General features: G+C 46.7%; 32 protein-coding genes. 6 read left to right on the top strand and 26 right to left on the bottom strand.

All coding sequences use genetic code 11. From position 1 onward, the window contains the following. Positions 1–68: 68 nt before the first annotated feature. From nusB to JOC37_RS13715, 21 genes are all read right to left on the bottom strand, one after another. Complete coding sequence (gene nusB, locus JOC37_RS09310; RefSeq protein WP_204618281.1) at positions 69–497, bottom strand: transcription antitermination factor NusB; 429 nt, start codon at positions 495–497, stop codon at positions 69–71. A gap of 158 nt (positions 498–655) precedes the next feature. Further along, the gene (locus JOC37_RS09305; RefSeq protein ID WP_204618279.1) at positions 656–877 is read right to left on the bottom strand and encodes a DUF2273 domain-containing protein; all 222 of its coding nucleotides are present in this window, start codon (positions 875–877) and stop codon (positions 656–658) included. Between the two features lie 19 nt (positions 878–896). Further along, the gene (gene amaP / locus JOC37_RS09300; protein WP_204618277.1) at positions 897–1,433 is read right to left on the bottom strand and encodes an alkaline shock response membrane anchor protein AmaP; all 537 of its coding nucleotides are present in this window, start codon (positions 1,431–1,433) and stop codon (positions 897–899) included. Positions 1,434–1,580: 147 nt separating this feature from the next. Continuing rightward, entirely contained in the window at positions 1,581–1,955 is a 375-nt protein-coding gene (locus JOC37_RS09295; RefSeq protein WP_204618314.1) for an Asp23/Gls24 family envelope stress response protein, read from the bottom strand. Between the two features lie 111 nt (positions 1,956–2,066). Then, positions 2,067–3,431, bottom strand: coding sequence for an acetyl-CoA carboxylase biotin carboxylase subunit (accC, locus tag JOC37_RS09290; RefSeq protein ID WP_204618275.1), 1,365 nt, complete (start codon positions 3,429–3,431; stop codon positions 2,067–2,069). Between the two features lie 10 nt (positions 3,432–3,441). After that, on the bottom strand, positions 3,442–5,358 hold the full coding sequence (gene accB / locus JOC37_RS09285) for an acetyl-CoA carboxylase biotin carboxyl carrier protein (RefSeq protein ID WP_204618273.1): 1,917 nt from the start codon (positions 5,356–5,358) through the stop codon (positions 3,442–3,444). Between the two features lie 237 nt (positions 5,359–5,595). Next, the gene (locus tag JOC37_RS09280) at positions 5,596–6,156 is read right to left on the bottom strand and encodes a SpoIIIAH-like family protein (RefSeq protein ID WP_338017369.1); all 561 of its coding nucleotides are present in this window, start codon (positions 6,154–6,156) and stop codon (positions 5,596–5,598) included. An 18-nt stretch (positions 6,157–6,174) separates the two neighbouring features. Beyond that, on the bottom strand, positions 6,175–6,780 hold the full coding sequence (locus JOC37_RS09275) for a hypothetical protein (protein ID WP_204618272.1): 606 nt from the start codon (positions 6,778–6,780) through the stop codon (positions 6,175–6,177). A 106-nt stretch (positions 6,781–6,886) separates the two neighbouring features. Further along, complete coding sequence (spoIIIAF, locus tag JOC37_RS09270) at positions 6,887–7,504, bottom strand: stage III sporulation protein AF (RefSeq protein ID WP_204618270.1); 618 nt, start codon at positions 7,502–7,504, stop codon at positions 6,887–6,889. A gap of 13 nt (positions 7,505–7,517) precedes the next feature. Then, on the bottom strand, positions 7,518–8,684 hold the full coding sequence (gene spoIIIAE / locus JOC37_RS09265) for a stage III sporulation protein AE (RefSeq protein ID WP_204618268.1): 1,167 nt from the start codon (positions 8,682–8,684) through the stop codon (positions 7,518–7,520). Positions 8,685–8,692: 8 nt separating this feature from the next. Beyond that, positions 8,693–9,082 carry a stage III sporulation protein AD gene (spoIIIAD, locus tag JOC37_RS09260; RefSeq protein WP_204618266.1) on the bottom strand — a complete coding sequence of 130 codons (390 nt, stop codon included), beginning with the start codon at positions 9,080–9,082 and terminating at the stop codon, positions 8,693–8,695. Between the two features lie 20 nt (positions 9,083–9,102). Further along, positions 9,103–9,303, bottom strand: coding sequence for a stage III sporulation protein AC (gene spoIIIAC, locus JOC37_RS09255; RefSeq protein WP_204618264.1), 201 nt, complete (start codon positions 9,301–9,303; stop codon positions 9,103–9,105). A 14-nt stretch (positions 9,304–9,317) separates the two neighbouring features. Next, positions 9,318–9,836 carry a stage III sporulation protein SpoIIIAB gene (gene spoIIIAB / locus JOC37_RS09250; protein ID WP_204618262.1) on the bottom strand — a complete coding sequence of 173 codons (519 nt, stop codon included), beginning with the start codon at positions 9,834–9,836 and terminating at the stop codon, positions 9,318–9,320. Further along, a complete protein-coding gene (gene spoIIIAA, locus JOC37_RS09245) occupies positions 9,830–10,786 on the bottom strand; it encodes a stage III sporulation protein AA (protein WP_204618310.1) in 957 nt (318 codons plus the stop codon). Before spoIIIAA ends, spoIIIAB begins: the two co-directional genes overlap by 7 nt. Before the next feature lie 371 nt (positions 10,787–11,157). After that, on the bottom strand, positions 11,158–11,322 hold the full coding sequence (locus JOC37_RS09240; protein ID WP_204618260.1) for a small, acid-soluble spore protein, alpha/beta type: 165 nt from the start codon (positions 11,320–11,322) through the stop codon (positions 11,158–11,160). 73 nt (positions 11,323–11,395) lie between these two features. Next, positions 11,396–13,105, bottom strand: coding sequence for an FAD-dependent oxidoreductase (locus tag JOC37_RS09235; protein WP_204618258.1), 1,710 nt, complete (start codon positions 13,103–13,105; stop codon positions 11,396–11,398). Positions 13,106–13,302: 197 nt separating this feature from the next. Beyond that, the gene (locus JOC37_RS09230) at positions 13,303–13,761 is read right to left on the bottom strand and encodes a CD1247 N-terminal domain-containing protein (RefSeq protein ID WP_204618256.1); all 459 of its coding nucleotides are present in this window, start codon (positions 13,759–13,761) and stop codon (positions 13,303–13,305) included. Positions 13,762–13,856: 95 nt separating this feature from the next. Beyond that, on the bottom strand, positions 13,857–14,414 hold the full coding sequence (efp, locus tag JOC37_RS09225; RefSeq protein WP_204618255.1) for an elongation factor P: 558 nt from the start codon (positions 14,412–14,414) through the stop codon (positions 13,857–13,859). 30 nt (positions 14,415–14,444) lie between these two features. Next, positions 14,445–15,518, bottom strand: coding sequence for a M24 family metallopeptidase (locus JOC37_RS09220; RefSeq protein ID WP_204618253.1), 1,074 nt, complete (start codon positions 15,516–15,518; stop codon positions 14,445–14,447). Further along, positions 15,515–15,964, bottom strand: a complete 450-nt coding sequence (gene aroQ, locus JOC37_RS09215) for a type II 3-dehydroquinate dehydratase (protein WP_204618251.1) — start codon at positions 15,962–15,964, stop codon at positions 15,515–15,517. Before aroQ ends, JOC37_RS09220 begins: the two co-directional genes overlap by 4 nt. Before the next feature lie 296 nt (positions 15,965–16,260). Further along, positions 16,261–16,392, bottom strand: a complete 132-nt coding sequence (locus JOC37_RS13715; protein ID WP_420797290.1) for a hypothetical protein — start codon at positions 16,390–16,392, stop codon at positions 16,261–16,263. Positions 16,393–16,752: 360 nt separating this feature from the next. Between JOC37_RS13715 and JOC37_RS13490 the strand changes: the two genes are divergently transcribed. Continuing rightward, positions 16,753–17,694 carry a M23 family metallopeptidase gene (locus JOC37_RS13490; RefSeq protein ID WP_204618249.1) on the top strand — a complete coding sequence of 314 codons (942 nt, stop codon included), beginning with the start codon at positions 16,753–16,755 and terminating at the stop codon, positions 17,692–17,694. 160 nt (positions 17,695–17,854) lie between these two features. On the opposite strand, the gene JOC37_RS09205 is transcribed toward JOC37_RS13490, so the two are convergent. The 3 genes from JOC37_RS09205 to JOC37_RS09195 form a co-directional block, all read right to left on the bottom strand. Next, positions 17,855–19,198: a TldD/PmbA family protein gene (locus JOC37_RS09205; protein ID WP_204618247.1), complete on the bottom strand. Its 1,344-nt coding sequence runs from the start codon at positions 19,196–19,198 to the stop codon at positions 17,855–17,857. A gap of 211 nt (positions 19,199–19,409) precedes the next feature. Next, complete coding sequence (locus JOC37_RS09200; protein WP_204618319.1) at positions 19,410–19,622, bottom strand: hypothetical protein; 213 nt, start codon at positions 19,620–19,622, stop codon at positions 19,410–19,412. A gap of 95 nt (positions 19,623–19,717) precedes the next feature. Next, positions 19,718–19,927: a hypothetical protein gene (locus tag JOC37_RS09195; protein WP_204618245.1), complete on the bottom strand. Its 210-nt coding sequence runs from the start codon at positions 19,925–19,927 to the stop codon at positions 19,718–19,720. Positions 19,928–20,114: 187 nt separating this feature from the next. Between JOC37_RS09195 and JOC37_RS13485 the strand changes: the two genes are divergently transcribed. The 5 genes from JOC37_RS13485 to JOC37_RS09175 all read left to right on the top strand — a co-directional run bounded on the left by JOC37_RS13485 (position 20,115) and on the right by JOC37_RS09175 (position 24,394). Beyond that, positions 20,115–20,240 carry a hypothetical protein gene (locus JOC37_RS13485; RefSeq protein WP_274380946.1) on the top strand — a complete coding sequence of 42 codons (126 nt, stop codon included), beginning with the start codon at positions 20,115–20,117 and terminating at the stop codon, positions 20,238–20,240. A gap of 402 nt (positions 20,241–20,642) precedes the next feature. Further along, positions 20,643–21,632, top strand: a complete 990-nt coding sequence (locus JOC37_RS09190) for an acyl-CoA dehydratase activase-related protein (RefSeq protein ID WP_204618243.1) — start codon at positions 20,643–20,645, stop codon at positions 21,630–21,632. Next, a complete protein-coding gene (locus tag JOC37_RS09185) occupies positions 21,625–22,728 on the top strand; it encodes an acyl-CoA dehydratase activase-related protein (RefSeq protein ID WP_204618241.1) in 1,104 nt (367 codons plus the stop codon). The genes JOC37_RS09190 and JOC37_RS09185 overlap by 8 nt, the downstream gene beginning before the upstream one ends. Positions 22,729–22,916: 188 nt before the next feature. Then, positions 22,917–23,876 carry an acyl-CoA dehydratase activase gene (locus JOC37_RS09180; RefSeq protein ID WP_204618239.1) on the top strand — a complete coding sequence of 320 codons (960 nt, stop codon included), beginning with the start codon at positions 22,917–22,919 and terminating at the stop codon, positions 23,874–23,876. 125 nt (positions 23,877–24,001) lie between these two features. Then, positions 24,002–24,394, top strand: a complete 393-nt coding sequence (locus JOC37_RS09175; protein WP_204618237.1) for a DUF2680 domain-containing protein — start codon at positions 24,002–24,004, stop codon at positions 24,392–24,394. A gap of 38 nt (positions 24,395–24,432) precedes the next feature. Here the strand turns inward: JOC37_RS09175 and JOC37_RS09170 are convergent, their stop codons facing one another. Together JOC37_RS09170 and JOC37_RS09165 are read right to left on the bottom strand one after the other, a co-directional pair. Continuing rightward, positions 24,433–25,911 carry a sensor histidine kinase gene (locus JOC37_RS09170; protein WP_204618235.1) on the bottom strand — a complete coding sequence of 493 codons (1,479 nt, stop codon included), beginning with the start codon at positions 25,909–25,911 and terminating at the stop codon, positions 24,433–24,435. Then, entirely contained in the window at positions 25,908–26,606 is a 699-nt protein-coding gene (locus JOC37_RS09165; protein ID WP_204618234.1) for a response regulator, read from the bottom strand. The genes JOC37_RS09170 and JOC37_RS09165 overlap by 4 nt, the downstream gene beginning before the upstream one ends. Positions 26,607–26,780: the final 174 nt, after the last annotated feature.

Raw genomic sequence — 26,780 nt, 5'->3', positions numbered from 1 at the left:
CTTTGGGCTTTGCTCCTGGCTATAAGGAAAGGCAGGCTATGTATTTACTAGTATAAGGTATGTAGCAATCAGCTTGATTGTTCCGGTTTGTATTTTTCCGGGTGTTTAACCATTTGTCCCAAGATGCCGTTTACAAATCTTCCTGACTCTTCTCCACCGCCAAATACCTTGGCCAGCTCCACCGCCTCGTTTATCGAAACCACCGGGGGAATGTCATCACGGTACAATATTTCATAAAGGGCCAAACGTATTATATTGCGGTCAACGGTGGCTAAACGGTTAATGTCCCAACGTTTGGACAGCTTTTTAATTACTTCATCCAGTACCTCAATGTGCTGCAGTGTACCTTCAACTAACTCCCGGCTGAATTTTTCCGCTTTGGCAGAGGTGCCAAAGGATTCTCTTATATGTTCAAATGCCTGGCCCGCTTCCGTTTTGCCCATTTCAACTGCATAAAGTACCTGTAGGGCCATTTCCCTGGCCTGTCTCCTGCTCAATTTATTACCTCCTGATGCAATTTCACAGTAGCTACCTGAAAAATGCTGCGGTTCTAAGCCGGCGGCTTTTGTAACGTTCGCTAAAATTCCTTCGCCGGTCAAGCTAAGCGCCCGGTCTGCCGGTGCCGCACAGGATGCGCGGCACCCTGTCCCCACTTTTACCGGTCTCGAAACAACCTGTCAAAAACATGCCTGATATTATTACTTTCATCCAGTCTTTTACCAATAAAAAATCCCACCGCAATACAAAGGGTTACAAAAAGGGCTTTAAATAAGCCGTAAGTGATGGCAAACCAACCGAAAAACAAACCCAGTATAACGCCCAGCGCTTTGCCCCGGTGATATTCCAGTATTTCCTGTACAAACCGTTTATACCCCAATACAGACACCCCTTCGCATTTATTCCACCCGGGATCCCTTGGTAGAAATACTTTCTACCATTATTTTGACATTATGCACCGATATTCCTGTTATTTCTAAAAGATATTCCTTAACCTGGTGCTGGATATGCTTGGAAACTTCCGGGATGTTGATATCCGGGGCAACGGCAGCTTTAATAACCACGCTAATACCACCGGCGCTGGTAATTATCCGGGGTTTTATTTCCCGTACTCCTTCCACTTTAAAAGCCGCTTTTTTTACCAGTTCTTCCATGGCCGGCATTGTAATGCGCACCTGACCCAGGGAATATTCCTGTACCACCGCCCGCTGCTCCCTGCCGCGGCGTAAACTGGCATAAAACAACCACAGCCCGGCCAGCACCAGTGCAGCTATGATTGTCCACAATATGGTGCTGTTTTCAGGATCACTGGGAGCCTTTAATATTATATCCAAAGGCTCTATCCACCAACCACCCAGGACAAGTACCGATATCAACAATAATACGGTAACGGTAAGAGAATATACCGCCAGTAGGCCCCGGTCGAAAATACCCACAGGCACACCTCCCCACAAAACAAGATAGAAGTGGGAAACGTTACCCACTTCTTTTTTCCTGTTTTTTATCTTCGAAATAACGCTGCGGTTCTGAGCCGCTGCTTTTTATCCCCTGGTGGTGCCGCAAGGCGGCAGGGGAAACCATTCCTAACGTACCCGAACAGGTTCATCCTCTTTTTCTTCGCTGGGAAATACAACACCCTGCACGTGGATATTCACTTCAACCACAGTTAACCCGGTCATACCTTCAATGGCCTGCTTCACATTGCTTTGAATGTTTGCAGCCACTTCGGGAATGCGCACGCCAAAATCTACAATTACGTAAAGATCCACAGCCGCCTCTTTTTGACCCACTTCAACCTTTACACCCTTGGACAGGTTTTTGCGGCCCAGCATTTCAGCAATGCCCCCGCCCAACCCGCCGCTCATGCCGGCTACACCGGGTACTTCGGTGGCAGCCAATCCGGCAATAATGCCCACCACATCATCAGCAATGCGAATGGAGCCTAAATTGTTTTCCATATCATGTACATAAATGTCTTTTTTATTTTCCACACACAGCACCTCCAAAAAATAAAACTTCCGGTTAATCAAACATCAAATTACTTAATTCAGTATACCAAAGAATGCCAATTACCGCAACTTAAGTTCTTCTTCAGGCAAAATACGACGCTGTATAAAGTTGGTATATACTTCGCCCCGGCGGTAAAAGGCATTTCCTAAAACCCGCAGGTGAAAGGGAACGGTGGTGGGCACGCCTTCAATGGCCAGCTCTTTTAAAGCCCGCTCCATACGGGCGATGGCTTGTTCACGATTTGGTGCCCATACAATTAACTTGCCAATCATAGAGTCGTAAAAGGGTGGAACTTTATAACCCTGGTAAACAAAACTGTCCATCCTTACACCGGGCCCCCCGGGGGGCAGGTAGGTGGTAATGGTGCCCGGCCCGGGCATAAAGTTTTTGGCCGGATCTTCGGCATTAATGCGGCACTCAATGGCCCAGCCGCGAATTTTGATGTCACTCTGCTTATAACCGAGGGGTTCCCCGGCAGCAATACGAATTTGCTCTTTTATCAAATCAATACCGGTGACCATTTCCGTTACCGGGTGCTCCACCTGAATTCTGGTATTCATTTCTATAAAGTAAAAATTATTATGCTTATCCAGCAAAAACTCCACTGTACCGGCGTTGTAATAATTTACCGCCTGGGCTGCCTTGATGGCCACTTCACCCATCCGCCGGCGCAGTGATGGAGTTAAGGCAGCTGACGGTGCTTCCTCCAGCAGTTTTTGATTGCGCCGCTGAATAGAGCAGTCTCTCTCGCCCAGGTTAACTATATTGCCGTGCTTGTCGGCCAAAATTTGAAACTCAATATGGCGGGGCTGCTCCACATATTTTTCCAAATATACCCCGCTGTCTCCAAAGGCAGCTTGAGCTTCAGACTGGGCAGCGGTTATGGCTTTAACTAAATCTTCCTGGTTGTGGGCTACCCGCATACCCCGCCCGCCACCGCCGGCGGAGGCTTTTATCAGCACCGGATAACCTATTTCCCCGGCCACTTTAACTGCCTCTTCGGTGTCATGAATAACCCCTTCGGAACCGGGAACCACAGGCACCCCTGCTTTAATCATTGTTTGGCGGGCTAACGCCTTGTTACCCATCCGCTCTATGGCTTCCATCGACGGGCCGATAAAGGTAATGCCGCAGCTTTCACAAATATCGGCAAAATTAACGTTCTCAGACAAAAAACCGTAACCGGGGTGGATGGCTTCCGCCCCGCAAAGTTCAGCAACACTGATAATATTGGCAATGTTTAAGTAGCTCTTATCCGACGAAGCAGGGCCGATACAGTAGGATTCATCGGCCAGGCGAACCGGTAAGCTGTCCCGGTCAGCTTCAGAATAAACAATTGCTGTTCTGATACCCATTTCCCGACAGGTACGAATTATTCTCTGCGCTATTTCTCCCCGGTTAGCTATTAATATTTTCTTAAACATACTTCCTCCATTACTTCTTAATTTTAAACAGCGGTTGGCCATATTCAACGGGCTGGCCGTTTTCTACCAAAATGTCCACTATTTCACCGGGGAACTCAGCTTCAATTTCATTCATTAGTTTCATCGCTTCAATGATGCACAGGGTTTGACCGGTTTCCACCTTTTGACCCACTTCCACAAAGGGATCTGCATCGGGCGCCGGGGCCCGGTAGAAGGTTCCCACCATGGGCGCTGTAACCGTTTCTACATTTTCATCATCAACAGTTTCTTTCTTTTCCGGTACTGCCGCCTCGGGTTTCGGCTTCACAGCAGCTTTAACTTCTGCTGCCGGCACATCGGTAATCTCCGGTGCAGCTACCACAGCAGTTTCAGCGCGGCCGCTGCCCTTTTTAATGGACACTTTCACCCCGTCGCTTTCCAATGATATTTCCGATATATCGGTATCGTTTAAAATTTTAATCAACTCTTTTAAATCGTTAAGGTTCACTTTATTACCCTCCTTGGTTCCATGCAGTTTTCCGCCTGCTTTATCCTTCTGCGCATTTTTTCTTGCCTTTTCTGCTTCAGCTTTAGCCTTGGCCTCCAGCTCTCCGCGGGCCCGGGCCTGGAAAAACCTCCTGGCTATTTGTGGAAAAAGAGCGTAAGAAAGCACATCTTCTTCCGAAGCTGCCAAATCCTTTATTTCTTCCCTCAGTTTATCCAATTTGGGTTCCAGCAAATCCGCCGGGCGGCAGGTAATCATCTCTTTATCTCCCAACACCTTGCGGGAAATGGCCGGATCAATGGGGGCAGGAGGTTCACCGTACAACCCCTGCACATAGGCCCTTACTTCACCGGGAATCAACTTATATCTTTGACCGGTTAAAACATTCAACACCGCCTGGGTGCCCACTATCTGACTGGTGGGAGTAACCAGCGGGGGATATCCCAGTTCTTCCCGCACCCGGGGAATTTCTTCCAGCACCTCGTTCAAACGGTGCAGCGCCTTTTGTTCTTCCAGCTGGCTGACCAGGTTGGTAATCATTCCACCGGGAACCTGATGATCGAACACCTTCATGTCGTTAATTCTAGTTACCCCGCGTTCCTTTCCTTCTTTTTTACGCAGCTTTTCAAAGTAATCGGCCACTTCAAACAGGGCGCGCAGGGACAACCCGGTATCGTAAGGTGTAGACTTTAACGCCCGTACCACCGTTTCCACCGGGGGCTGTGATGCTCCAAAGGCCAGCGGCACCGATGCCGTATCAATTACATCAACCCCTGCTTCAATGGCCTTGAGATAAGCCCCCACCGCCATACCGCCAATGTAGTGGCAGTGCAGCTGCACCGGTAAACCGATTTTTTCTTTATACAGTTTAACCAGCTCATATGCCTTGTAGGGCGCCAGCAGACCAGCCATATCCTTAATGCAGATAGAATCTGCACCCATTTCAGCCAGCTGCTGCGCAATTTGCAGGTAGTTCTCAATGGTATGCACCGGGCTTACCGTATAGCTCACCGTGGCCTGGGCATGCCCGCCGGCAGCCTTGGTGGCCTTAATGGCCACTTCCATGTTGCGCACATCGTTCAGCGCGTCAAAAATTCTAATGATATCGATACCGTTTTCCACGGACTTGTGCACAAACGCTTCCAGCACATCATCAGGATAATGGGTATAACCCACTGCAGCCTGTCCCCTCAGCAGCATTTGTAAAGGAGTGTTTTTAACCACTCTCTTTATGGCCCGCAGTCTTTCCCAGGGATCTTCATATAAATAACGCAGACAAACATCAAAGGTGGCGCCACCCCATACTTCCAGGGAGTGGTATCCTATTTGGTCTAACTTCTCCGCCACCGGCAGCATATCCTCTGTACGCATTCTGGTGGCCCATAAACTTTGGTGTCCGTCCCTCAGCGTTGTGTCAGTAATTTTTACGCGGTGGTGTTGCAAAGCAGTCCCCCCTATCTGAATACAAAAACTCAGGCTACCGCAAACCTGCTCACCTGAGCTTGCTTGGCAGAATTATCAAAAATTATTAGCCATATTCCATTTGGCTGCACAACTATGCACAACTATTATATTATAACAGCAAATAATTGGGAACAGTTTACTTCCAAGTATACATAATGCTTTATATTCCCACTTCTATTTTATTTATAGACAATTTTAACCCTGTTTAAAACAGGGTTAAGGTTTGGGGATAATAACTATGCCGTTCATCGGTATTCCGGTATTCCGGGAAACCAATTCTGCAATTTTGGCCGCCTGTTCGGTGGTTAAACTTTCTGACTGCACCACCACCGTAGCCCCTTTGTCCTGCAGCAGCACCACCGCATCCTTAAATCCTTTGGCCCGGATCAGGTTTTCCATTTCCATTTCTTTACCGATGTTCTGGGTAATAGCGTACAATTTTTCCTGGGCCTTTTTCCTGGTATCGGCTTCAGCATTGGGGTTGTTGATGATTTCCCGCAGCCACTCCACCTGCTGACCCCTGGTTCTTTCCCGTTCCAAGCGGTATTCAATAAAGAACCCGTCATTCTTTTTCTGTTCTTTTCCCGAACCTTCACTCTGCGGCTTTTCCAGCGCTGCATTCTCCGGTTTTACTTCAGTAACGGTAGCTGCAGTGGTTTCAGCCGGTATATCACTGTCCATTTTACCGATACCGGCATATCCAATGCCCACCAGCGCCGCTCCCACCAGTGCCAGTACCATTATAAAAGCACCCCGTTTAGGTACTATAATTTTCACCCTCTCCGCCCCCTTCTGTTATTTACCTTTAGCCAGCACCAGTATTTTTTGCGGTTCCACCCCCAGGGCAACCTTTACCGCTTTAAAAAGCTGGGCCTTAATGACCGGATCGCCGGCCCCTTCGGCCACCACCAGCACCCCGGATACTTTGGGTGCCAGTTCCTGGCGCAGAACGGGAATTTCACCGCCGCTGCTATCCCTTATCAGCACCAATTGGCTGCTATCGTTATCTTCGGTCTGTACCCTGGTACCGCCGGCTTGATCCTTTTCCTGGGTTGTTTTAGAATCGGTGGTGGTATTGATAGCGTATTCAGCCCGGGATGAGCTTTCCAACTGCACCGTTACATGTACTTCGCCAGCCCCTTCCACCATTTCCAGCATCCGCTGCAGTTTATCCGCCAGGTATTTTTCTTCAGCAGCTGTGCTGGGCTGTGACTTATTATCACTGGTGTTTTTACTCCCCTGCCTTTGCTCAGATATGTCCTGTACCGGGTGCCGGGGGGGAGCGGGTGAATCAAAAGGGCTGCCGCCAACTATAAGCATTAATCCCACAGCGGCAGCAAAAATTGTCCCCAACCATTTCATTTTATCTTTATCAAAGTTTTTCCAAAAGTCTTTGTTCAACCCCACTGACCTCCTTTATTCTACCGCTCATTCATAAATGCTCATTTACACAAAAGGCCGCCCGCTTTTCATCCGCTGATGGTGCCGTTTGCAGCCCTTTAAATGCTCAGTTTGTATAAATCACCTGCACCTGCTCTGGGGGCAGATTATAAAAATTGGCCACCGTTTTGGCCAGTTTATCCATGGCCTGCTGTTTTTCTTCCGTCACCTGTCCTTGTTGATATGAGTCACCGCCGTCTGCTCCCACCTGGATTTCCACCGGCTTTATTTTTCCTGCCCCTTGTTCTGTCTGTGGTTTATCTGTTACAGTGAGCTGAATTAACTGCAGTCGGCCGAAGTTTTCCCCCCGGCTGGTATTTAAATCCACCCGGGCATCCAACACCGCCAGTTCCCGGTTCAAACGGGCCAGTGCCAGCACCTGTTTGGCAATACCGCTGCGATAATCCTCCAGCGCCCTGTTTTGATAATGCTCGGACAATTCCTTGGCATTGGCCTGTACCTGTTCCAGCGCCGCCGAAGGGGTGGAAGACAGCTTAGGTACATGGAGATAAAAGTCGGTGTGAAAAAAATCAAATACCACCTGCAGCACCGCAATAACCACCAGCAGCCCCATCACCATTTTTACATAACCCTGCATAGTGCCGGAGGGTAACAGCAGTTCTAAAAAAACCGCCAGCATGACAATAATTATTAAACTCTGCACCAACTGGCGTAATATCTCCACCTTCCATTCCCCCTTACCTGAGCATTACCGTGAGGTTGCCCATACCCACCACTATGGTAATAGCAAAGAAAAAGAGCAATCCCACCGTGGCCACGGCGCCAAACACCATAATTAAACTGTTTCCCAAGCCGGTTAAACAGTCTGCCATTTGACCGTCGCCAACCGGCTGCACCACTGCACCGGCCAGGCGGTAAACAAAGGCAATGGCCAGGATTTTTACCAGGGGTAAAACAGTTAACAGGGCAATAACCACTACGCCGGCCACACCCACTGCATTTTTCATCAACAAAGCTGAACCCATAACCGCCTCCAGCGCGTCGGACAGCGTTCCGCCAACCACCGGCACAAAGGCATCGGTGGTAAATTTGGCTGTGCGCAGCGCCACCCCGTCACTGACGGAACCGGCCACACCCTGAACAGCCAGTATCCCCATAAACACGGTGGAACAAAGTCCCAGTATCGTCATCCCGGCCGTCTTAAACAAATCTGCCATTCTGGATACTTTAAACTTTGCCGATACACCGTTGACCACACTTAACACCGCGGCAAAAAATATCAACGGCAGCACCACATTTTTAATAACTGTGCCCATCACCGTTATCGATCCCAAAATTATGGGGTGAAATAGGGTGGATGAGGCTATACCTCCCATGGCCGCCAGCAGTGTAAGCAAAAGGGGCAGCAGGGCCTGCATAAAAATCACCATGTTATCCACCGCTTCCCGGCCAATATTAATAGTCAGGGTAAAAGTACCCACCGCCAGCGTTATCAGCACCAGGTAACAGATGAAGTAAGCTATTTTCCCCACTGTGGCCTTTTCAAAGGCTGTCATCAGGTTCTGCAGTACAGCAGTGATAATAGCCAGCACCACCAGCTTGCCCAGCAGCAGCAGATTGGCCAGCACTTCATTAAAGATAAACTTTATTAACCAGTTAAATACTTCACTAATATTCCACTCCAGTTCACCCCGGGCCAGCTTGGCAGTCAAAGAACGAAAATCCAACTGCGGCACAGCCTGCTGTATTTCATCATCTAACTGCCGCACCACCTGTTCCACCGCTTCCATATCCAGCACAGATAAGTCTATATCCCCGGGGTTGTCCTGCTGGGCCGCCCGGACAGGCAGTGAAAACAGCAAGTTCAACGCCAGTATATAAAAAATTAATATTTTTCTAATCATCTCACCACCTACGTCGGTATTATTTTCAGCAGTGCCTGCAGTACCGCCACAATGATGGGTACCGCCAAAACCAAAACCAGAATTTTAGCTGCAAACTCCACCTTGGCAGCCAGGGCACCTTCACCGGCATCCCGGCAGATTTGGGCCCCAAAATCAGCTATGTAAGCAATACCCACGATTTTGAGGATCGTTCCCAGGTAAGCCATACTGATGTTGGCCCGGTTGGCCAGGTCTTTTAATACCTGAAACACAGAACTGATCGGGCCCAGAACCATAAAGAAGATTATCAGGCCGGCAGTTAAACTTAATAACACCCCCATTTCACTGCGGCCAAATTTAATGATACCGGCTAATATGGTAGTTACTAAAGCGATACCAATTATCTGCATAATCTCCATAAACTACCACCTTCAAACCATTAAAACAGGTTAAATACTGACTTTACTTCGGCAAAAAATGCCCCCAAAAAATCTATCACCCAAAACAGTATCACTACCACACCGCCCACTGTAACCCAGTGGGCATATTCTTCCTTGCCAGCATTCTTTAAAACGGTATGCAGTGCTGCCACCAGGATACCGATACCGGCAATCCGGAAAATAATGTCAATACTGCCCATGGCGTTCCTCCCTTTCAGATCAGAATTAATACTATGGTCAGGCCCCCTAAAAAACCCAGGTAGTTGTACAGTTTTACATTTCTAACTGCTTCCTCCTCGGCTTTGGCAGTTTCGATTTTTAATTGTTCCCGGGCCAAACGCAGGTGTTTTACCTGATCTTCCCGGTCTGATATTCCCAAACCGGCACCCAGAGCTTTCAGCACCGCCGCGTCTCCGGCCTTAATGGCACTGCTGCGGTAAAATTGTTTTAACGCTTCATCCCACGCTTCCCGGGCAGTAATTCCTTCCCCGTTTAAAAGCTGTTCTCTGGTTAAAGCAAACAGCCCGGCCACGCTGCTTTCACTGCGCCTGGCCACCTGTTCCAGGGCATCGGGCAGCGGGGTGGCTCCATAAGATATTTCGGTTTCCAGCATCTGCAGTGCCGACTGCAGGCAGCGCAGTTCTTTGGGCCGCTGCTGATAATTCCTGGCCATGGAAAAACCGGCATAGCCGCAGGCACACAGTACCATCACCGCCCCGAAAAGTTTCAGCATCTCTTCACCCCCAACGGCCGGTAAGTTATACCGTCCATAACCATCTTTATCGTGCCGGCCCCCCTGCTGCGGTCCAAAAACACCAGCCGTTCAATGACCTGCAGTTTCAACAGTTTCTGTATGGCCGGGCGGCGTTTTAATTCTTCCAGAGATGAACCGTGTACCGTGGTTAACACCTTTACCCCGGCGTTAAGCACTTCCTCCAGCGCTTCCACATCCTCCATACGACCAATTTCGTCGGTGGCAATCACCCGGGGCGACATTGATCTCAGCAGCATCATCATTCCCTCTGCCTTGGGGCAGGCATCCAGCACATCGGTGCGCACACCCACATCCTGCTGGGGAATACCCCGGTGGCAGCCGGCAATTTCCGACCGCTCGTCCACCACCGCCACAGTGGTGCCCGGAAAATTTAAGCCCGGTATCCCGTTGGACAATTGACGCACTATATCCCGCAGCAGAGTAGTTTTTCCGCACCGGGGCGGAGAAATGAGCATGGTATGATACACCTCTCCCTGCGGAGATATCAGATCTTTCAACACCTCATCCGCCGCCCCCAACACCTGGCGGGAGATGCGGATATTAAATCCCGAAATATATTTAATGGTTTTCACCCGGCCGTGTTCCGCCACCACTTTACCGGTTATTCCCACCCGGTGGCCGCCCGGAATGGTAATATAACCGTTTTTTAATTCTTCTTCCAAAGCGTAAACAGAAGAATTGCTCACCAGCTGGGTGGTGCGCTGGATATCATCGGCATCAACAATGTATGCCCTTTCCGGTGACTTTGTCAGCCCCCCCTCCCGCTGTAAAAAAACATCTCCATCACTCAACCCCACCACCAGCGGACGATTTTGTCTTAATCGCAGTTCTTCCAACCGGGCCAGCACATCAGGTTGAAGCTGCCGTATCTTTTTACGCAGGTGGGTTGGCAGTACATTTATCACCATATCTAACGGCTTGGGAAAACCTTGTACCGCCCCGGCTTTTTCTTTGTTGTTAAAAACCACATTCACAGCATTCAACTGCTGTCCCTCCTCAGGAATATATTTATGGCTTTTACTGGTAAAATATGCCGGGAATTTTTGTCGTAAATGATCCATAAACACATAAAGTAAGTGTTCGAAAAGGAGCACGAGAGACACGAGAAGTTCAAGGCGGCGAAGGCTTTGAGGAGCGGAGCGTATACGAAAATACGTGAGCACGCAAAAGCCGAGACAACGTAGAAATTCGAAGTGGATCTGGCGCGGACTTTTCGAACATTCTCATAAAAAGAACCCCTGCCTAAATTTATAGGCAGGGGTCCTTAAATTCGGGGAAGTTATAACAGGCTGCGCTCTGCTTTCTGAATGGCGTACTTTACAAAATTGCCACATTCACGGGAAGTTAGTTCACCGTAGTCTGCCCCTTTAATTTTGTGGGCCACACCCATTTCCTGGGCAATTTCGTACTTCAGAGCATCACTCATAATTTTTGATCTAGCCATATAACATCCCCCCTTAACGATATGTTGACCATTATTCTTTAATACATACAGGGGATGTAATGGCTGTTATGTTTTATTTTTTCTCAAATTCTAATTCATACGGCCAGGCATTATAACCGCCTTCCAGAATTTTCACATCCTTAAATCCTGCACCCTGCAAGATTCTTGCTGCTTCATAGGCCCGGGAGCCCATGGCACAAATGGTAATGATTTCTTTATCCCTGGGAATTTCATTAATGCGCTCCCGCAAATCTCCCAGTGTAACCTGCATTACCCGGTCATCTTTAAAGTGCTTAGGAGCAAATTGTTCCGGAGTACGCACGTCCAGCAGTACCATGTCTTCGCCCCGTTCCACTTTCTCTTTAAACTCTTTGGCAGAAATACCGGTGGCCAGTCCTGCAGCCTTGTTGCTGATAAAGTTAGCGGTATGCACAACCGGGTCAATGGGTGCAGAAAACGGCGGTGCATATCCCAGGTCAATATTGATTAAATCATCCACTTTGGCCCCAAAGGTAATGGCAGTGGCGATAACATCAATCCGTTTGGCCACTTCAGCTTTACCAATGGCCTGGGCACCTAAAATACGCTTACTGTCTCTATCAGCAATAACTTTAATAAACATCAGGCCGTGGGCCGGGTGATAGTGAGTGCGGTCAAAGGCGGAATGTAGGGCAGTAATTACATTATAACCCAGCTTTTTAGCTTGTACTTCACCTAAACCGGTGCGGGCCACATTCATCTCAAATAATTCTGCCACCCCTGTTCCCAGTACACCTTTAAAGGTAGAATTTCCCCCGGTCAGGTTGTCACCTACCACGCGACCCTGGCGGTTGGCATATGTAGCCATGGGAGTATACACCTTTTCTCCGGACACCAGATGGGTATTTTCAACGCAGTCACCGCAGGCATAAATGTACGGATCGGTGGTTTGCATGGAATCATTAACCACAATGGCACCGGTTTTACCGATTTCCAAGCCGGCTTCCCTGGCCAGTTCAACATTGGGACGCACGCCCACGGACATAATTACCATTTGGCATTCTATAAATCCCCGCTTCTCAGTTACCACACCTTTAACGTTACCATTCTCGTCGCCTTCTATGCGCAGCACCTTATCACCAAGACACAGGTCCACATCTTCTTCTCTCATGTGCTGCTGCAGTTTTTCTGCCATATCCGGGTCCAACATGCCCGGCAGTACCTGCTCCTGCAGTTCTACTATGGTAACATCTACCATTTTATTAAATAACGCGTCAGCACCTTCCAAACCGATTAAACCCGCTCCGATTACTACGGCCCGCTCAATTTCACCGGTATCCAACGCTTCTTTTATTTTTAACGCATCTGTGGGATGATTTAACTTGTAAACACCCTTCAGCTCCTTACCTTCAATAGGCAGTTCAACGGGTGAAGCACCTGTGGCCAGCACCAACTGGTCATAGGGGAAAACCATTTCTTCCCCTGTTTCCAAATTAACTGCTTTAACTTCTTTTTTATCCCGGTCAATAGCTTTGGCTTCGGTGCGGGTATACAGTTTTACACCCTTCTCACGGCCAAAGTACTGGGCATCACGTTTTACACCGTAAGCAGTGTTAAAGAGCTGGTTGTAATCCTGTATCATGCCTGAAACGAAAAAAGGCATACCGCAGCCGGCATAAGATGTCATTTCACCCCGCTCCAGCATAATGATTTCGGCATCAGGATTACGCCGGCGAGCACGGGCAGCAGCCTTCGGCCCGGCAGCTACACCACCGATTATCACTATTTTTTGTTTTTCACCCATTATTTATTACCCCCATTTCTAATAATAACGTTTGGACATAACCCCAAATGATTACTATATTACCATTAACAACATTTTATTTGATAATATAGATATATTCAAGGGGCTGTCGAAGTAATTTTCTACATTTTCTGACATGTAAATAGGCGCGTAAAATGTAAAAATATATTTTACGCGCCTATTTAATATAATTTAAGTTAAAGGTCTTCTCCAGCGCCCACACCAGCAGCAGTCAATTCCTCCGGCTCGTCTGCCGACACGTATGTGTTGTCATTTACAAAGACCACTTCATCACAGTTGGGGCAGGTAACCTCTATTAACTCATCTTCTTCAAGAATGTCTGAATCAAACATTACCGTTTCGCCGCAGCCGGGACACTTTACCTCCACGTACTCATCGTATTCTTCAATATCATCCTCGGGAAGGTACGACTGGTGATCATAAAAATCATCTTCCAATTGATACAAATCCTCATCCAAAGCTTCAATATAGTCTTCCATCTGCTCATGGGTTTCCTGCAGTTCCCTAACTTCTTCGGCAAAATCGGTGAGCACATCCACAATCCCCTGCAGCAGCTGGCCCTCCCTACTATCCCGTGAAATGTTTAAGCCATTAGCCAACCCCTGCAGGTAAGATACCCTCGCCCTCAAATCCATAATAAACCCCCCTTGGAAATTTTATGCCAGCATCGGCAAATGCTAGTTTATTATTTCACTAAAAGGGGGTTTTTAAACAAGTATTAAATATTTTTCTATACCCGCTTGATATAGTGGCCGGTGCGGGTATCAATTTGCAGTACATCACCTACATTGATAAAGAAAGGAACGTTAACCACCATACCCGTTTCCAAAGTAGCAGGCTTGCTGCCGCCGGAAGCTGTATCACCTTTAATGCCGGGTGAAGTTTCTACAACCTCCAACTCTACGAAGTTGGGCAGGTCAACCCCAATGGACTGCCCCTTGAACAGCAGGTTTGTAATGATCATATTATCTTTAAGATATTTAACCGCATCCCCCAGCTGTTCCTTAGTCATCTCAAACTGGTCATAGGTTTCCATATCCATAAAATAATAATTGGCGCCATCGTTGTACAGGTACTGTACTTCCCGGCGGTCCACGTGAGCCTTAGGAATTTTTTCACCGGCATTAAAGGTTTTATCCACCACTGCCCCGGTACGCATATTCTTTAATTTGGAGCGCACAAAAGCCGAACCCTTGCCGGGTTTCACGTGTTGAAACTCTATTACTTGATATACATCACCTTCAAATTCAATGGTTAAGCCTGTTTTAAAATCGTTGGTTGAAATCACTGAACTTTCCTCCCTGCTCTTAAAAAAATTTTATATCACCGGTAACTGGTTTTTAGGCGTTTTAGTTAAAATTCGACAACCATTTTCCGTTACCAGCACAATGTCTTCTATTCTTACCCCGCCCCATCCGGGCAGGTAAATACCGGGTTCTACCGTCAGCACCATACCCGGCTTCAGTATCAACTCTTGTTCTTGAAAGGAAATCCTGGGTCCTTCATGAATGGCCAACCCCACCCCGTGCCCGGTACCGTGGCCAAAATTTTGTGCGTAACCGTAACGTTCAATAACTCCCCTGGCTGCCAGGTCCACCGACGCGGCGGGCACCCCGGGCCGTACCGCTTCAATTCCCGCTACCTGGGCTTCTAAAACTATATTATATATCTCCTGCTGTTTTTCATCGGCTTTCCCCAATACAAAATTTCTGGTCATATCAGAATGATACCCCTTGTATACCGCCCCACAATCTATGGTTACCATATCACCCGGTTGTATTACCCGGTCCGACGCCACACCGTGGGGCAGTGCTCCCCTGGGGCCTGAAGCCACTATAAAATCAAAGGCCCTTCCCTGGGCACCTAACCGCCGCATAATAAATTCCAGCTCCAGAGCCAGCTCTTTCTCAGTCATGCCCGTTTTTACCAGCTGCAGCATCTCGCTATAGGCCCGGTCGGTAATATCCACCGCCTTTTCTATCAACTGCAGTTCCTCAGAATTTTTGATCAACCTCAGTTCCTCTGCAATATCCTTTACCGGCACAAGCTGAACGCCGGAAAGTTCTCCGGCCATTTTGTCATAGCTCTCATAGGTTACATAGTGGGTTTCAAACCCCAGCCGACTGACGCCGGACTTCTGCAGCAAATGCAGCAGTTTCTGATAAAAATCATCACCGATTTGTATAACTTTAAAACCTGGGCACTGTTCTTTAACTTGTTCCACGTAGCGAAAGTCGGTAAACAGGTAAGCATTTTGTTTGTCTATCAGCAAGGTACCGGCAGAACCGGTAAAACCGCTTATATACCTGCGATTTTCCGGTTTACTGATCAGCATCGCTTCTATATTATAGCGGTCTAAAATTTGCTGCAATTTCTTAACCCTATCGCTCATATCTCAGCCTCCGTTTTTTTAGCCAGTGCCACCGCCGCCTGCAGACCCAGCAAGTAGCTGTGTATTCCCAACCCGGAAATTTGCCCCGCCGCCACCGCAGCTATTACAGATTGAGTGCGAAACTCTTCCCGGGCGTGAATGTTGGAAAGGTGCACTTCAATCACCGGCAGGCCTATTGCCGCCACCGCATCCCGCAGGGCAATACTGTAATGAGTAAAAGCACCGGGATTAAACACAACGGCATCAAATGATTTTACGGCCTGGTGAAGTTTATCTATTAGTATACCCTCATGATTGGATTGAAAGCATTCTATTTTAACTCCAAGCTCATCGGCCAACCGCCGCAGTTTGTTATTTACCTCTTCCAAAGTGGTTAAACCGTATACACCAGGTTCTCTTTGACCCAGCAAATTAAGATTTGGACCGTGCAGTACTAAAATTTTCAAAAGTGACACCTGCCTATTTAACCGAAAACATTTTACCATAATATTCATTTATTGCAAAGATCCAGTTAGGCTGAAGTGATTAACTCCCGCCCTCTCACACCACCGTACGTACCGTTCAGTATACGGCGGTTCATATTAAAGAAAAACTAACCGTAAGTTATTAATTTTGAGGCATCATCGATAAATGCTATCAAATACGTTTGTTTTTTAGACTTACCCACCTTGAGCCAGGGGCCATACATAATATCCGTTTGCCAGTCTATACATTAATTTGATAAGTCTTAAAATCCCTTCCTTCAACCGGTTAAGGTAAAAAAATACAGTACAGCCATAAAGATACGTCCTATGGAGTACTGGAAGTACGGCAGACAAAAAGAGGGCCGGTAAGAAAAAGTCTTACCGCAGCAGGAGCAGTAGTAACGACGGATTAGAATTTTGTTAGAGAAATCCTGACAGATACAATTGCGGCTGTAGAACCCGTGCTTTTTAGGTGATATTTGTACAAGGCAGGATTAAAGCAGCTTTCAGGTTGCGGGAAGGAAAATTTTCTACCCATGTCAAAATATTCTTTTGGGGTTACTGAAGTTTAAAAAATTTGCTGCATAAGTAATCACTCCCGCAGCAAATTTTTTAATATTTTGGTACCAAAATATAATGAATTATTTTTAGCCTTAAAATTATTTGCAGATTATTTAATTTGAGAATACAAGAGCGGTTTAGAAGTTTTTAATTTAAAGTTTTACAGGGTTCATCAGGCGATATTTTTAATGATAGAAGTGGAGTGAAAAATGTTCCGCAGTAGAAGATTTAATATAGACAATCTCTGGTGGTTGGGTTTTGTCGGACTTCTTGGAACAGTATATCAACCTCTAAAGCCGTTTAAGTTTTTTTACTTATTCTTTCTATTACCATTAATATCTTTAATACTCAAGTTTGTTAAAATGTCAGGGAAAAAAAGAAAAGAACTGGCAGATTACTGCATAGCAGTTATGAACGGTATGTTTTTCAACCCTTATCTTTCGTATCAAGCTTTACTTCACACATTCGGGCAGCTATTAGCTATTTTGAGATGTAAGGGCAATCTTCCATCACCAGAAAATTATCACCAAAAAACAAAGTTTTCATTACCTTTTGAAGGTTTCTGGACTATAGAAAATGGAGGGATAAGCAAAGAGGTGTCCCATTCGTGGGATATTGTTAATCAGCGTTATGCTTATGATTTTGTGATAAAAGACGAGCAAGGGAAAACTTACAAGAATAATGGAAAAAAACTCGAAGATTATTATGCATTTGGAAAGCCGATATTAGTGCCAGCAGATGGAGTTGTTATCCAGATGAGGAATGATGCTGCTGATTATTTCAATATAGGGCATATTGATTGGAAAACCAAGGATTTTAGGGGTAATTTTGTGGTTATTAGACATGCTAAAAATGAATACAGCTTCCTTGCCCACTTGAAACAGGGAAGCATTAGAGTTGAAGTCGGCGATAGAGTTAAGAGAGGGCAGGTGATAGGGCTATGTGGGAATTCCGGATACTCAACTGAACCACATCTCCACTTCCATGTGCAAGATCATCCAAATTTCTTTCTAGCTGTGAGCCTTCCCATAAAGTTCAGCAACTTTTGCTTAAAAGAACTCAATGCTGTAAAACACACAAAATGCGGATATATTGTCACAGAACAGCAAATTGCAAACAATCAAAGTAGTGAAGCTGAAAACGTTTACTAACAGCAGACGCGCGAAGTTTCACTTCTTCCAAATTTACTCATTTCGTTCATTGGTTACTAACTGGTGAGAATTTCATTGAAAAAGTAACTTTACCCAAGTGCAATACCCCCATTAAATAAAACCGGGGTCACCCCGGTTTTATCCAAATTAAATTTTGTTCCTACTTACCGCTCACTGTCATCCGGGCCACCCTTACCGTGGGGGCACCTTTACTGCCGTAAAAACACAGGTCACTGCCCACAGCATCCACAGACTTAAGCAGTTCCATCACGTTGCCGGCAATGGCTACACCGCGAACCGGTTTGGTAAATTCCCCCTTTTCAATCCACATACCCGCCGCTCCCAGCGAAAAGTCACCGGAAATAGGGTTGGCTGTATGCATGCCCATTACTTCGGTTATATATAAGCCTTTGTCAATATCTTTAATAATATCTTCATGGCTAACTGTTCCCGGTTCAATATAAAAATTAGTAGTTCCCACTTCGGGAGTGCTCTTAAATGAATTGCGCACCCCGTTGCCCGTGGACTGCACCCCGTCTTTAGCAGCGGTGTATGTATTATGCAAATATCCCTGCAGTCTTCCATCCCGGATCAATACCGTTTTAGACGAAGGCACTCCTTCACCGTCAAAGGGAGCCGAGGCAATGCCGCCGGGTCTCGAACCGTCGTCAACAATGGTAACGTGCTGCGAAGCCACTTCCTGCCCCACCTTGCCGGCAAATAGGGACCGGCCCTTCTGCACCGCTTCCGCCGTCAGCGCCGGTCCCAACAGGCCTAGAAAATTGGTGACTATGTACGGGTCTAAAACCACAGGCACGTTTTGAGTGGGCACCGGCTTGGCCCCCAGCATGCGCACCGCCCGCCGGGCAGCCAATTTGCCCACCCCGGCCGGATCAAGTTCCTTATATTTTAAACCATACTCAAAGGCAAACCCCGTTTGACTGTCATCACCCTCGCCGGCCACCAAAGCAATATACAGGCCGCTGTATGCTCCCCTGTAACCGGCTTTGATACCCTTGGAATTAACAATGATAATCTCCGCCTCACCGTCTTGATAGCTTGAACTTTCAATTATCTTAACGCGGGAATCATACGCCCTGGCCTGCTGCTCCATGGTTACGGCCAGCTTAATTTTTTCTTCCACCGGTGCCGATTTTATATCCGGATCATACAAATCCAGCTGCGGGTAGCGGGCAGCCGGATCCGGCAGACAAATGTTTTCGTCACGTTCCGCACTGCCGGCATTGGCCAGGGCCTGTCTAACCAGTTCATTCACGCCATCAACAGTAAGTTCCGTGCTGTAGGCAAAACCAACCCTGCCGTCTTTAATCAACCGCAGTCCAATCCCCCGGTCCTCGGCTAACTTCATGGTTTCAACCTCGCCGCTGCGCACTTCAATGGATAATTCTTTTGACCGGGCTATATAGGCTTCAGCCATACTAACACCGCTTTTACCGGCACTGGCAATAGCACTTTCTGCAGCGCTTAACAAGTTTTCTCCCATCGCTCCGGTACAACTCCTTTCCCAAATAACTAATATAACCCCTGCTAAAAACATGAGTTTTTTAACAGCAGCTTTTTTACCAGTCTTTCCCCGTTATATCTGTTTGGTCAAAATAAAATTCTAGGACAAACAATATTTTCCTTCATTATTATAACCCGGCAGAGCGGGGCTCATTAGAACCCAATAAAAAAAACACCCGCGGCACGGGTAGTTAGTGAACCACTGTACTGGCTGTCAAAGCAAATAAATCTCGAGCGGTGACGGGACAAAGATCCTGCACTGAAGATTCCACAATCAAGCTGGGATCTAATAGAGCCAGAATCGCCACCCTTTCCCCGGTACTTTGATTAGTATAAAAACCTAAAATACAAAATTGCATACTTTCACCATATACCTTTTTGGTTACGATATCACCTATTTTCACCCCTACCCCCCCTAAAGAACAGACACCTTCAAGTTAGGTTTAATGTAACATATGTCCCCAACAGGGCAGGTGTGTATGGAAGAACTTTGATAAATTCAAGGATAAAACTGGGTGGGCGGGCTGTGGGAATACATTCGAATACAGTTGCCTTTGGAACCCCGAAACAGCATTTTAAAAAACCGGTCAAATTCCCCTTTGTTCATACATATGGGATGCTGGGGATTGGTCAGCACACCGTTAACGTACATATCAAAGTGTATATAATATTTGCTTTCCAGCACAATAACCAGCTGATATTTATCCAATTTAAACACCACACTCCAATATTAAATTATATCATCGGCTGCGATATACTTTATTGTATGCCTTTAATGATAAATCATTTTATCCTCTAACGAAATACTTAACAGCACAATTGGACTTGATTATATTCAATTTTCTGATATTATATATAGTAGAAAATATAGTAAAAAAATTACAGAGGTGAATAAAATGATTAAAGCTTTGATTTATCTCGCCTTTTTAGGAGGAGCAGGCATCATCGCCTTTATGCTGGGACGGGTTAGCGGTGGTATTAAACCTGCCGGTCATAGGGATGGCCGTACCCTGGGCGGCTAAATTTTAAGACCAGTTAACATTTTCAAAGCAGCCGTATACTGTCCCGGTATCACGGCATTTTTTATCAGTTTTCTTTTAACCCGGAATACCGCATAGATTTTAGGGACATATTTAAAATATAATTACTTTTTCTCCCTTGAACATACCCACCCTATATCTACCCGGACTTTTATGTCCGGTATTTTTTATACCCCTGCAGCACCCGTTTTTTTGTTGAATAAAGTTATTTTTCTGGACACGCCCATGATATTTGGATTATCTTTTGGTAATGTCCGGAGAAAAGAATACCTACTAAGCAGGAGTTATATCACATTCGTAGAAATATTACTAAATCATTTTTATTATAGCATAACTTTCCTCTATTAACATTTTTATACACCAGTAAGGAAAGGAAGAAAACCTTTGGCAGCTAAAGTTGGCATACCGCGTACACTGTTTTACTACGTATATTATCCAATGATAGAAACTTTCTTCAAAGAACTGGGAGTAGAAACGGTAACTTCCCACAAAACTTCCAGAAAAATTTTAGATGATGGTGTGCGTGAAGCCCTGGCCGATGCCTGCGTTCCTGTAAAAGTATTTTTCGGCCACGTGCAGGCTTTAAAGGGTAAGGTTGATTTTTTATTTATACCGCGGGTGGTTTGTTTAAACGGTAAAACCATTTATTGTCCCAAATTTTTGGGATTGCCGGATATGATTAAACACTCCCTGGATGGCTTACCTGAAGTTATCGATACGCGCATTGACGTCCGGGATGAACGGTTTGCCATTTGGAAGGCTTTCTACAGCATAGGCCGGCGTTTTAGTAACAGCAAAACAAAGATCTTAGTAGCCTATTTAAAAGCCAAAAAGACATTGAAAAAATATCAAAAGTTAATGCTAGAAGGTTTGACCCCTGAAGAAGCCATGCTGGCGCTCCAGCATAAAAAGCAAAGGGCTCCCAAAACCGGCAGCATTTCGCTGCGTTTTGCCGTTTTGGGCTATCCTTACATTGTACATGACAATTATATCAGCGTTAACATGCTGGACAAGTTAAAAAGTTTAGGGGTAGAAGTGATTACATTGGAGCAGGTTCCAATGCGGTGGATTAATAAAGCAAAGCTAAAAATTCCCAAAGATATGTTTTGGACTTTTAGTGATAGGGTTCTTAAATCATCATATCATTTTTTCGAAAACGGCGGCGTAGATGGCATTATTCATCTAACAGCCTTTGGGTGCGGTCCTGACTCCATGGTGGACAAATACATGGAGCTAAAATCTAAAGAGCATCCCCAGATACCCTTTATGAGTATTACCATTGATGAACACAGCGGTGAAGCAGGTATGTTCACCCGCTTGGAAGCCTTTGTGGATATGGTAAGGCGCAAGAAAGAGGCGATGGCTGATGCGTAAGGTAACATTCCCGCATATGGGGCACTCATACATTGCTTTTAAAATGTTAATGGAAGATATGGGTAATGAGGTAATTTTGCCTCCTCGCCCCAGTAAAAAAACTTTAGATTTGGGAGTAAAATACGCTCCCGAATTTGCCTGCCTGCCTTATAAAATACTGCTGGGCACATATCTGGAAACTGCCGCCAAGGGCATGGACACCATCGTTACTTCCGGCGGCTCCGGGCCCTGCCGGGCCGGGCATTATGCCCATCTGCACCAGGCCATACTGCGCAGTTTAGGGCATAATGTAGATTTGGTTTGTTTTGAATCTCCCAAAAAACACCCCATCGATTTTTATCGCAAAATACAAAAGCTGAACAGCGCCCGGTTATCAATTCGTTCCGTTATTAAAGCCATTAAGAGGGGGTGGCACAAGCTAAAGGCACTGGACCACATGGAAAGGTTGAGTCATAAAATTCGGCCCAGGGAATTAAAGAAAGGAACCACCAGTAAAGTGTACCGTCAAACCCAGGCCTGGCTGGATGAAGCCCGTACCCACGAACAGATCGCAGAGGCAGAAGCAGCAGGGGTAAAAGCATTTCAGGACATCCCCCAGGATCCCAACCGCAGTGTATTAAAGGTGGGCCTGGTGGGCGAAATATATGTTTTGCTGGAACCGGCCAGCAATTTAGAAATTGAAGAAACCCTCGGGCACATGGGAGTTGAGGTAGAGCGTTCCATGTTCCTGACCGGCTGGACCAGGGATAACCTGGGTAAAGGTACGGAGGAACTGGCTAGTGCAATCGAAGCCGCTCAACCTTACCTGCCGGAATTAATCGGTGGCCACGGCAGGGATACGGTGGGACACACAGTACTTTACTCCAAGCGTAATTTTGACGGGGTAATACAAATAGCTCCCTTTACCTGCATTCCGGAAATTGTAGCCCGTACCATTTTAACTAAGGTAAGTAAAATACATAACATTCCCGTTTTAACTTTCTTTTTGGACGAGCAAACCGGCAAGGCAGGCATGGTCACCCGCTTGGAAGCCTTTGTGGATCTGTTGAGACGCAGGAAGCAGTACCAAGCGCTTGAGCAGGCTGCCCCTACCTAAACAACAAGGACCGGTGAGCGGTGTGCAGATGCCGCCGGGCCTAGCAGGATATCATTTTTATGCCGCAAATGGCACCATAGCAGGCGGCCTTTTGTATTATGGATGAACCGCAGGAATTTTAGCGAACGTTACAAAAGCCGCCGGCTTAGTTAAGATAACATTTTTCAGGATAGAAAGGATATAGAAAAATGAAGGCATACTTAGGTGTTGATGTAGGGTCTGTAAGTACAAACATTGTTGTCATTGACGATGACGGTGAAGTGCTTGTTAATTTATACCTGCGCACCAATGGACGCCCCATTGAAACAATTAAAAACGGGTTAAAAGAAACCGCTGCTCAGTTAGACTCTCAGGTGGAAATCGCCGGGGCAGGTACCACCGGCAGCGGTCGCTACCTGGCCGGCGTAATGATCGGCGCCGACGTAATAAAAAACGAAATTACCGCCCATGCAGTGGCAGCCTCAACAATGGTACCGGGGGTACAAACGGTATTAGAAATCGGCGGCCAGGATTCTAAAATTATAATTCTGCGCAACGGTATAGTTACTGACTTTGCCATGAACACCGTTTGTGCCGCCGGAACGGGATCTTTTTTAGATCAACAGGCTGCGCGCCTGAATATACCGATTTCCGACTTTGGCGCTCTGGCACTGAAATCCAAAAACACCGTTCGTATTGCCGGCCGCTGTACCGTTTTTGCTGAATCGGATATGATACACAAGCAGCAGATGGGGCACCCGCTGCCGGACATCATCAACGGTTTATGTGAAGCACTGGTGCGCAATTATCTAAATAACGTGGGTAAAGGAAAAGAACTGCTGGAACCCATTGTTTTTCAGGGCGGTGTTGCTGCCAATGTGGGCATTAAAGCAGCCTTTGAACGGGAACTGGGCAAGCCGGTAATCATTCCCAAATACTTTAATGTAATGGGAGCGGTAGGTGCAGCACAGCTGGCAAAGGAAGAAACTTTAAAAACCGGCAAAACAAAATTTAAAGGTTTTGCCATTACCGATCTGCCCCATCAAACCAGCAGTTTCCAATGCGACGGCTGCTCCAACGCCTGCGAAGTGGTGGAAATTTATGAGCAGGGTAAGGTTATCGGCCGGTGGGGCAATCGCTGCCCCCGGTGGGATATAGTAGATAACTAACGATAACCGCATAACTTCACTAATAAATAAATTGTAACAAAATCGTGACATTTTAATAACAACTTTGCCATATTTGACGGTTATACTATAGATAAAAATAAATAAAAGATTGTGAGGTGAAGTTTATGCGGAAAAAATTAATCATCACAGTGGCAGTTGTAGCTGTACTGGCGCTGGCCATCCCGGCTTTTGCCGCCACCGTCAACGGGCTGAACTCCGAACAGGTCAAAAAGATCAACCAGCTGCACCAGGAAATGATTAAGCTGCGCATGAAAATGGTGGATGAGTACCAAGCTGCAGGTTTAATTGACAAATCCCAAGCCCAACTTATAAAAAATAACATGCAAAATCGCCTGCAGTACATTCAGCAAAATCCCGGAGCATTCGGCCCAATGGGCCCGGGTTACGGCGGCAGGTGGAACGGCGGCGGTCCCGGACCGGGACGCGGTTACGGCTGCGGCGGTTGGGGAAACTGCCCCTACTACCAGCAAATTCCTCAAACCAACAATCAGCAGTAATATACTGAAAACTGGAACTGTAAAAAACAGTTCCAGTTTTAATTTTCTTTGGGCAGAGTAAATGTAAAGGTACTGCCCTTCCCCAGCTTACTCTTGACACCAATTGTTCCCCCATGCATTTCTATAATCTTCTTGCTTATCACCAGGCCCAGACCGGTCCCCGCCCCTTCCCTGGTACGGGACTTATCCACTTTATAAAAACGCTCCCAAATTAAGGGAAGCTCCTCTTCCGGTATACCGGGCCCGGTGTCGCTAACGCTCACTGATACAGACTGCTGTTTTTCTTCTGCCGAAACGGTGAGCTTATCTCCCGGGGCGCTTACCCGCAGTGCATTATCCAGCAAATTTATCAATACCTGGGCCAACCGGTCTTCGTCGCCGCTAACAGCAGATAAATTATGCGGCAGCGCGGTAATTATTTCTACACCTTTTTCCACCGCAAGGGGTCTGATACCGTTTACCACCCGCTGAATAACTTCCAGCAAGTTTACCGGTGAAAAACTTATATTTATCTGCCCTGTCTCCAAACGGCGCAGATCAAGCAAATCATCTACTAAACGCCTTAATCTCATCAGTTCATCGTGTATATTCGTTAGATACTCCTGCCGCTGCCGTTCATTTTTAGCCAGCCCATCCTGCAGAGCTTCGGTATAACCTTGAACTATGGTCAGCGGTGTCCGCAGTTCATGGGAAACACTGGCCACAAAATCCCGGCGGGTTTGATCCAGCCGTTCCAAGGTGTCAATTTTTTCTTTCAACTCAGCAGCAAGGGTATTAAAGGATTGAGCCAGCATTCCAATTTCATCACTGCTTTTAATATTTAACTTACGATTATAATTTCCCCTGGCCATATCCCGGGCCGCCCTGTTTATTTCTAACAGCGGCTTTACCAAAGAACGGGACAAAAACAAACTTAATACCGTGGCTAAAAGCACACCCCCTAGGGCGGTATATACCGTTACATGCTGCAGCGCCCTTAAACGGGTGGTTAACTCCGGAACCGGGGCATGCATCAGTAAAATGCCGGAAACATTATTTCCCACCGCCACCGGTACGCCAACAGAGAGCACCTCTGTTCTAAACCAGGGAGAATACTCTCGTTTAGTTACCACACTGCCTTTTAGCACCTTATTTACATCCACTTCGGGCCAAACCTGTCTTTGATCCATCATGCTCCTGTGATGGCCCATTGTCCTTCTTACACAGCCATACCTGTGCCTGCCTTCTTTTGCGCTTTGGCTGAACAATAACCTCCCCTGGCTGTCCAGCAGCATAATATGGGCGCCGGAAGCACTGGCGGTATTTTCTATCCTGTACCGGATGATGTCAGCATCATTTTCCATGGCAATATCCTCTGCCAGGCCCCGGGCTGTGGTAATAAGCCGGTGGGTCTGCTGCTTATAATAGGTGTGCTGCAGCAGCCCGGACTGAACCAATGCCGAAAAGCCCAGCACTGTTAGCACCAGCAGTGTCATGGCCAGCCACAGCTTACCAATGATACTTTTAAACCCGATCATTTACTTACCTCAAATTTATACCCGACACCCCATACGGTGGTTATATACTGGGCAGTGCCTGTTTTATTCAGCTTATCCCGCAGGCGGTTAATATGAGTATCCACCGTGCGCAGGTCTCCATAATAATCATACCCCCAAACATTCTCCAGCAGCTGCTCTCTGGAGATGGCCCGGCCCGGGCTCCTGGCCATATAGTACAGCAAATCAAACTCTTTGGGAGTAAGCGGTATCTGTTTACCGTTCACAGATACCTCCCGCGCACCCGGATTAATGGTTAAATTATTAAATACCAGTTTATTATCCGCGCCCTTTTTATTGGGCTGCACCGCACCAGCCCGCCTTAACACCGCCTTTACCCTGGCCACAACTTCCCTGGGACTAAAGGGTTTTACTATATAATCATCGGCACCCAGTTCCAATCCCAGCACCCGGTCGATTTCGTCCCCCCTGGCAGTTAACATAATAACCGGTATTTCGGAATGCTGTCTAATCCTACGGCAGACCTCCCAACCATCAATACCCGGCATCATTAAATCCAAAATCACCAGGTCATAGTCACCGCTGGCCAGCATATCCAGCGCCTGCTGGCCGTCAGAGGCCTGATGCACACCAAAACCTTCGTTCTGCAGGTATATATCTATTAATTCTCTTATCTTTTTCTCATCATCCACAACTAAAATTTGTTTTTTATTCACCGCACAGCCTCTTTTCTAATCATTTATACCACCATTTTAACTGTGAGGGTAAAAAGTGTCAAAAGGATCGCACCGGCAAAAAAAATCGAGTAGGAGGGAGTGATTAACTCCCGTCCTCTCACACCACCGTACGTACCGTTCGGTATACGGCGGTTCATGTTGTGGAACGAAGTT

Origin of the sequence: Desulforadius tongensis (genome assembly GCF_016907915.1) — a bacterium.
In the GTDB taxonomy this organism is placed as follows: Bacteria; Bacillota; Desulfotomaculia; order Desulfotomaculales; family Desulfohalotomaculaceae; genus Desulforadius; species Desulforadius tongensis.
This window is presented reverse-complemented; position numbering and strand designations above follow the sequence as displayed.

Bases quoted from the DNA above. Each gene is read 5' to 3' on its own strand.
- JOC37_RS09175 (WP_204618237.1), top strand. From the start codon at position 24,002: ATGCGGAAAAAATTAATCATCACAGTGGCAGTTGTAGCTGTACTGGCG.
- JOC37_RS09180 (WP_204618239.1), top strand. From the start codon at position 22,917: ATGAAGGCATACTTAGGTGTTGATGTAGGGTCTGTAAGTACAAACATT.
- accC (WP_204618275.1), bottom strand. From the start codon at position 3,431: ATGTTTAAGAAAATATTAATAGCTAACCGGGGAGAAATAGCGCAGAGA.
- JOC37_RS13490 (WP_204618249.1), top strand. From the start codon at position 16,753: ATGTTCCGCAGTAGAAGATTTAATATAGACAATCTCTGGTGGTTGGGT.
- JOC37_RS13485 (WP_274380946.1), top strand. From the start codon at position 20,115: ATGATTAAAGCTTTGATTTATCTCGCCTTTTTAGGAGGAGCAGGCATC.
- JOC37_RS09170 (WP_204618235.1), bottom strand. From the start codon at position 25,911: ATGATCGGGTTTAAAAGTATCATTGGTAAGCTGTGGCTGGCCATGACA.
- JOC37_RS09230 (WP_204618256.1), bottom strand. From the start codon at position 13,761: ATGGATTTGAGGGCGAGGGTATCTTACCTGCAGGGGTTGGCTAATGGC.
- spoIIIAB (WP_204618262.1), bottom strand. From the start codon at position 9,836: ATGCTGAAACTTTTCGGGGCGGTGATGGTACTGTGTGCCTGCGGCTAT.
- spoIIIAA (WP_204618310.1), bottom strand. From the start codon at position 10,786: ATGGTGATAAATGTACTGCCAACCCACCTGCGTAAAAAGATACGGCAG.
- JOC37_RS09185 (WP_204618241.1), top strand. From the start codon at position 21,625: ATGCGTAAGGTAACATTCCCGCATATGGGGCACTCATACATTGCTTTT.
- JOC37_RS09205 (WP_204618247.1), bottom strand. From the start codon at position 19,198: ATGGGAGAAAACTTGTTAAGCGCTGCAGAAAGTGCTATTGCCAGTGCC.
- JOC37_RS09235 (WP_204618258.1), bottom strand. From the start codon at position 13,105: ATGGGTGAAAAACAAAAAATAGTGATAATCGGTGGTGTAGCTGCCGGG.
- spoIIIAE (WP_204618268.1), bottom strand. From the start codon at position 8,684: ATGATTAGAAAAATATTAATTTTTTATATACTGGCGTTGAACTTGCTG.
- spoIIIAD (WP_204618266.1), bottom strand. From the start codon at position 9,082: ATGGAGATTATGCAGATAATTGGTATCGCTTTAGTAACTACCATATTA.
- JOC37_RS09240 (WP_204618260.1), bottom strand. From the start codon at position 11,322: ATGGCTAGATCAAAAATTATGAGTGATGCTCTGAAGTACGAAATTGCC.
- JOC37_RS09220 (WP_204618253.1), bottom strand. From the start codon at position 15,518: ATGAGCGATAGGGTTAAGAAATTGCAGCAAATTTTAGACCGCTATAAT.
- JOC37_RS09295 (WP_204618314.1), bottom strand. From the start codon at position 1,955: ATGGAAAACAATTTAGGCTCCATTCGCATTGCTGATGATGTGGTGGGC.
- spoIIIAC (WP_204618264.1), bottom strand. From the start codon at position 9,303: ATGGGCAGTATTGACATTATTTTCCGGATTGCCGGTATCGGTATCCTG.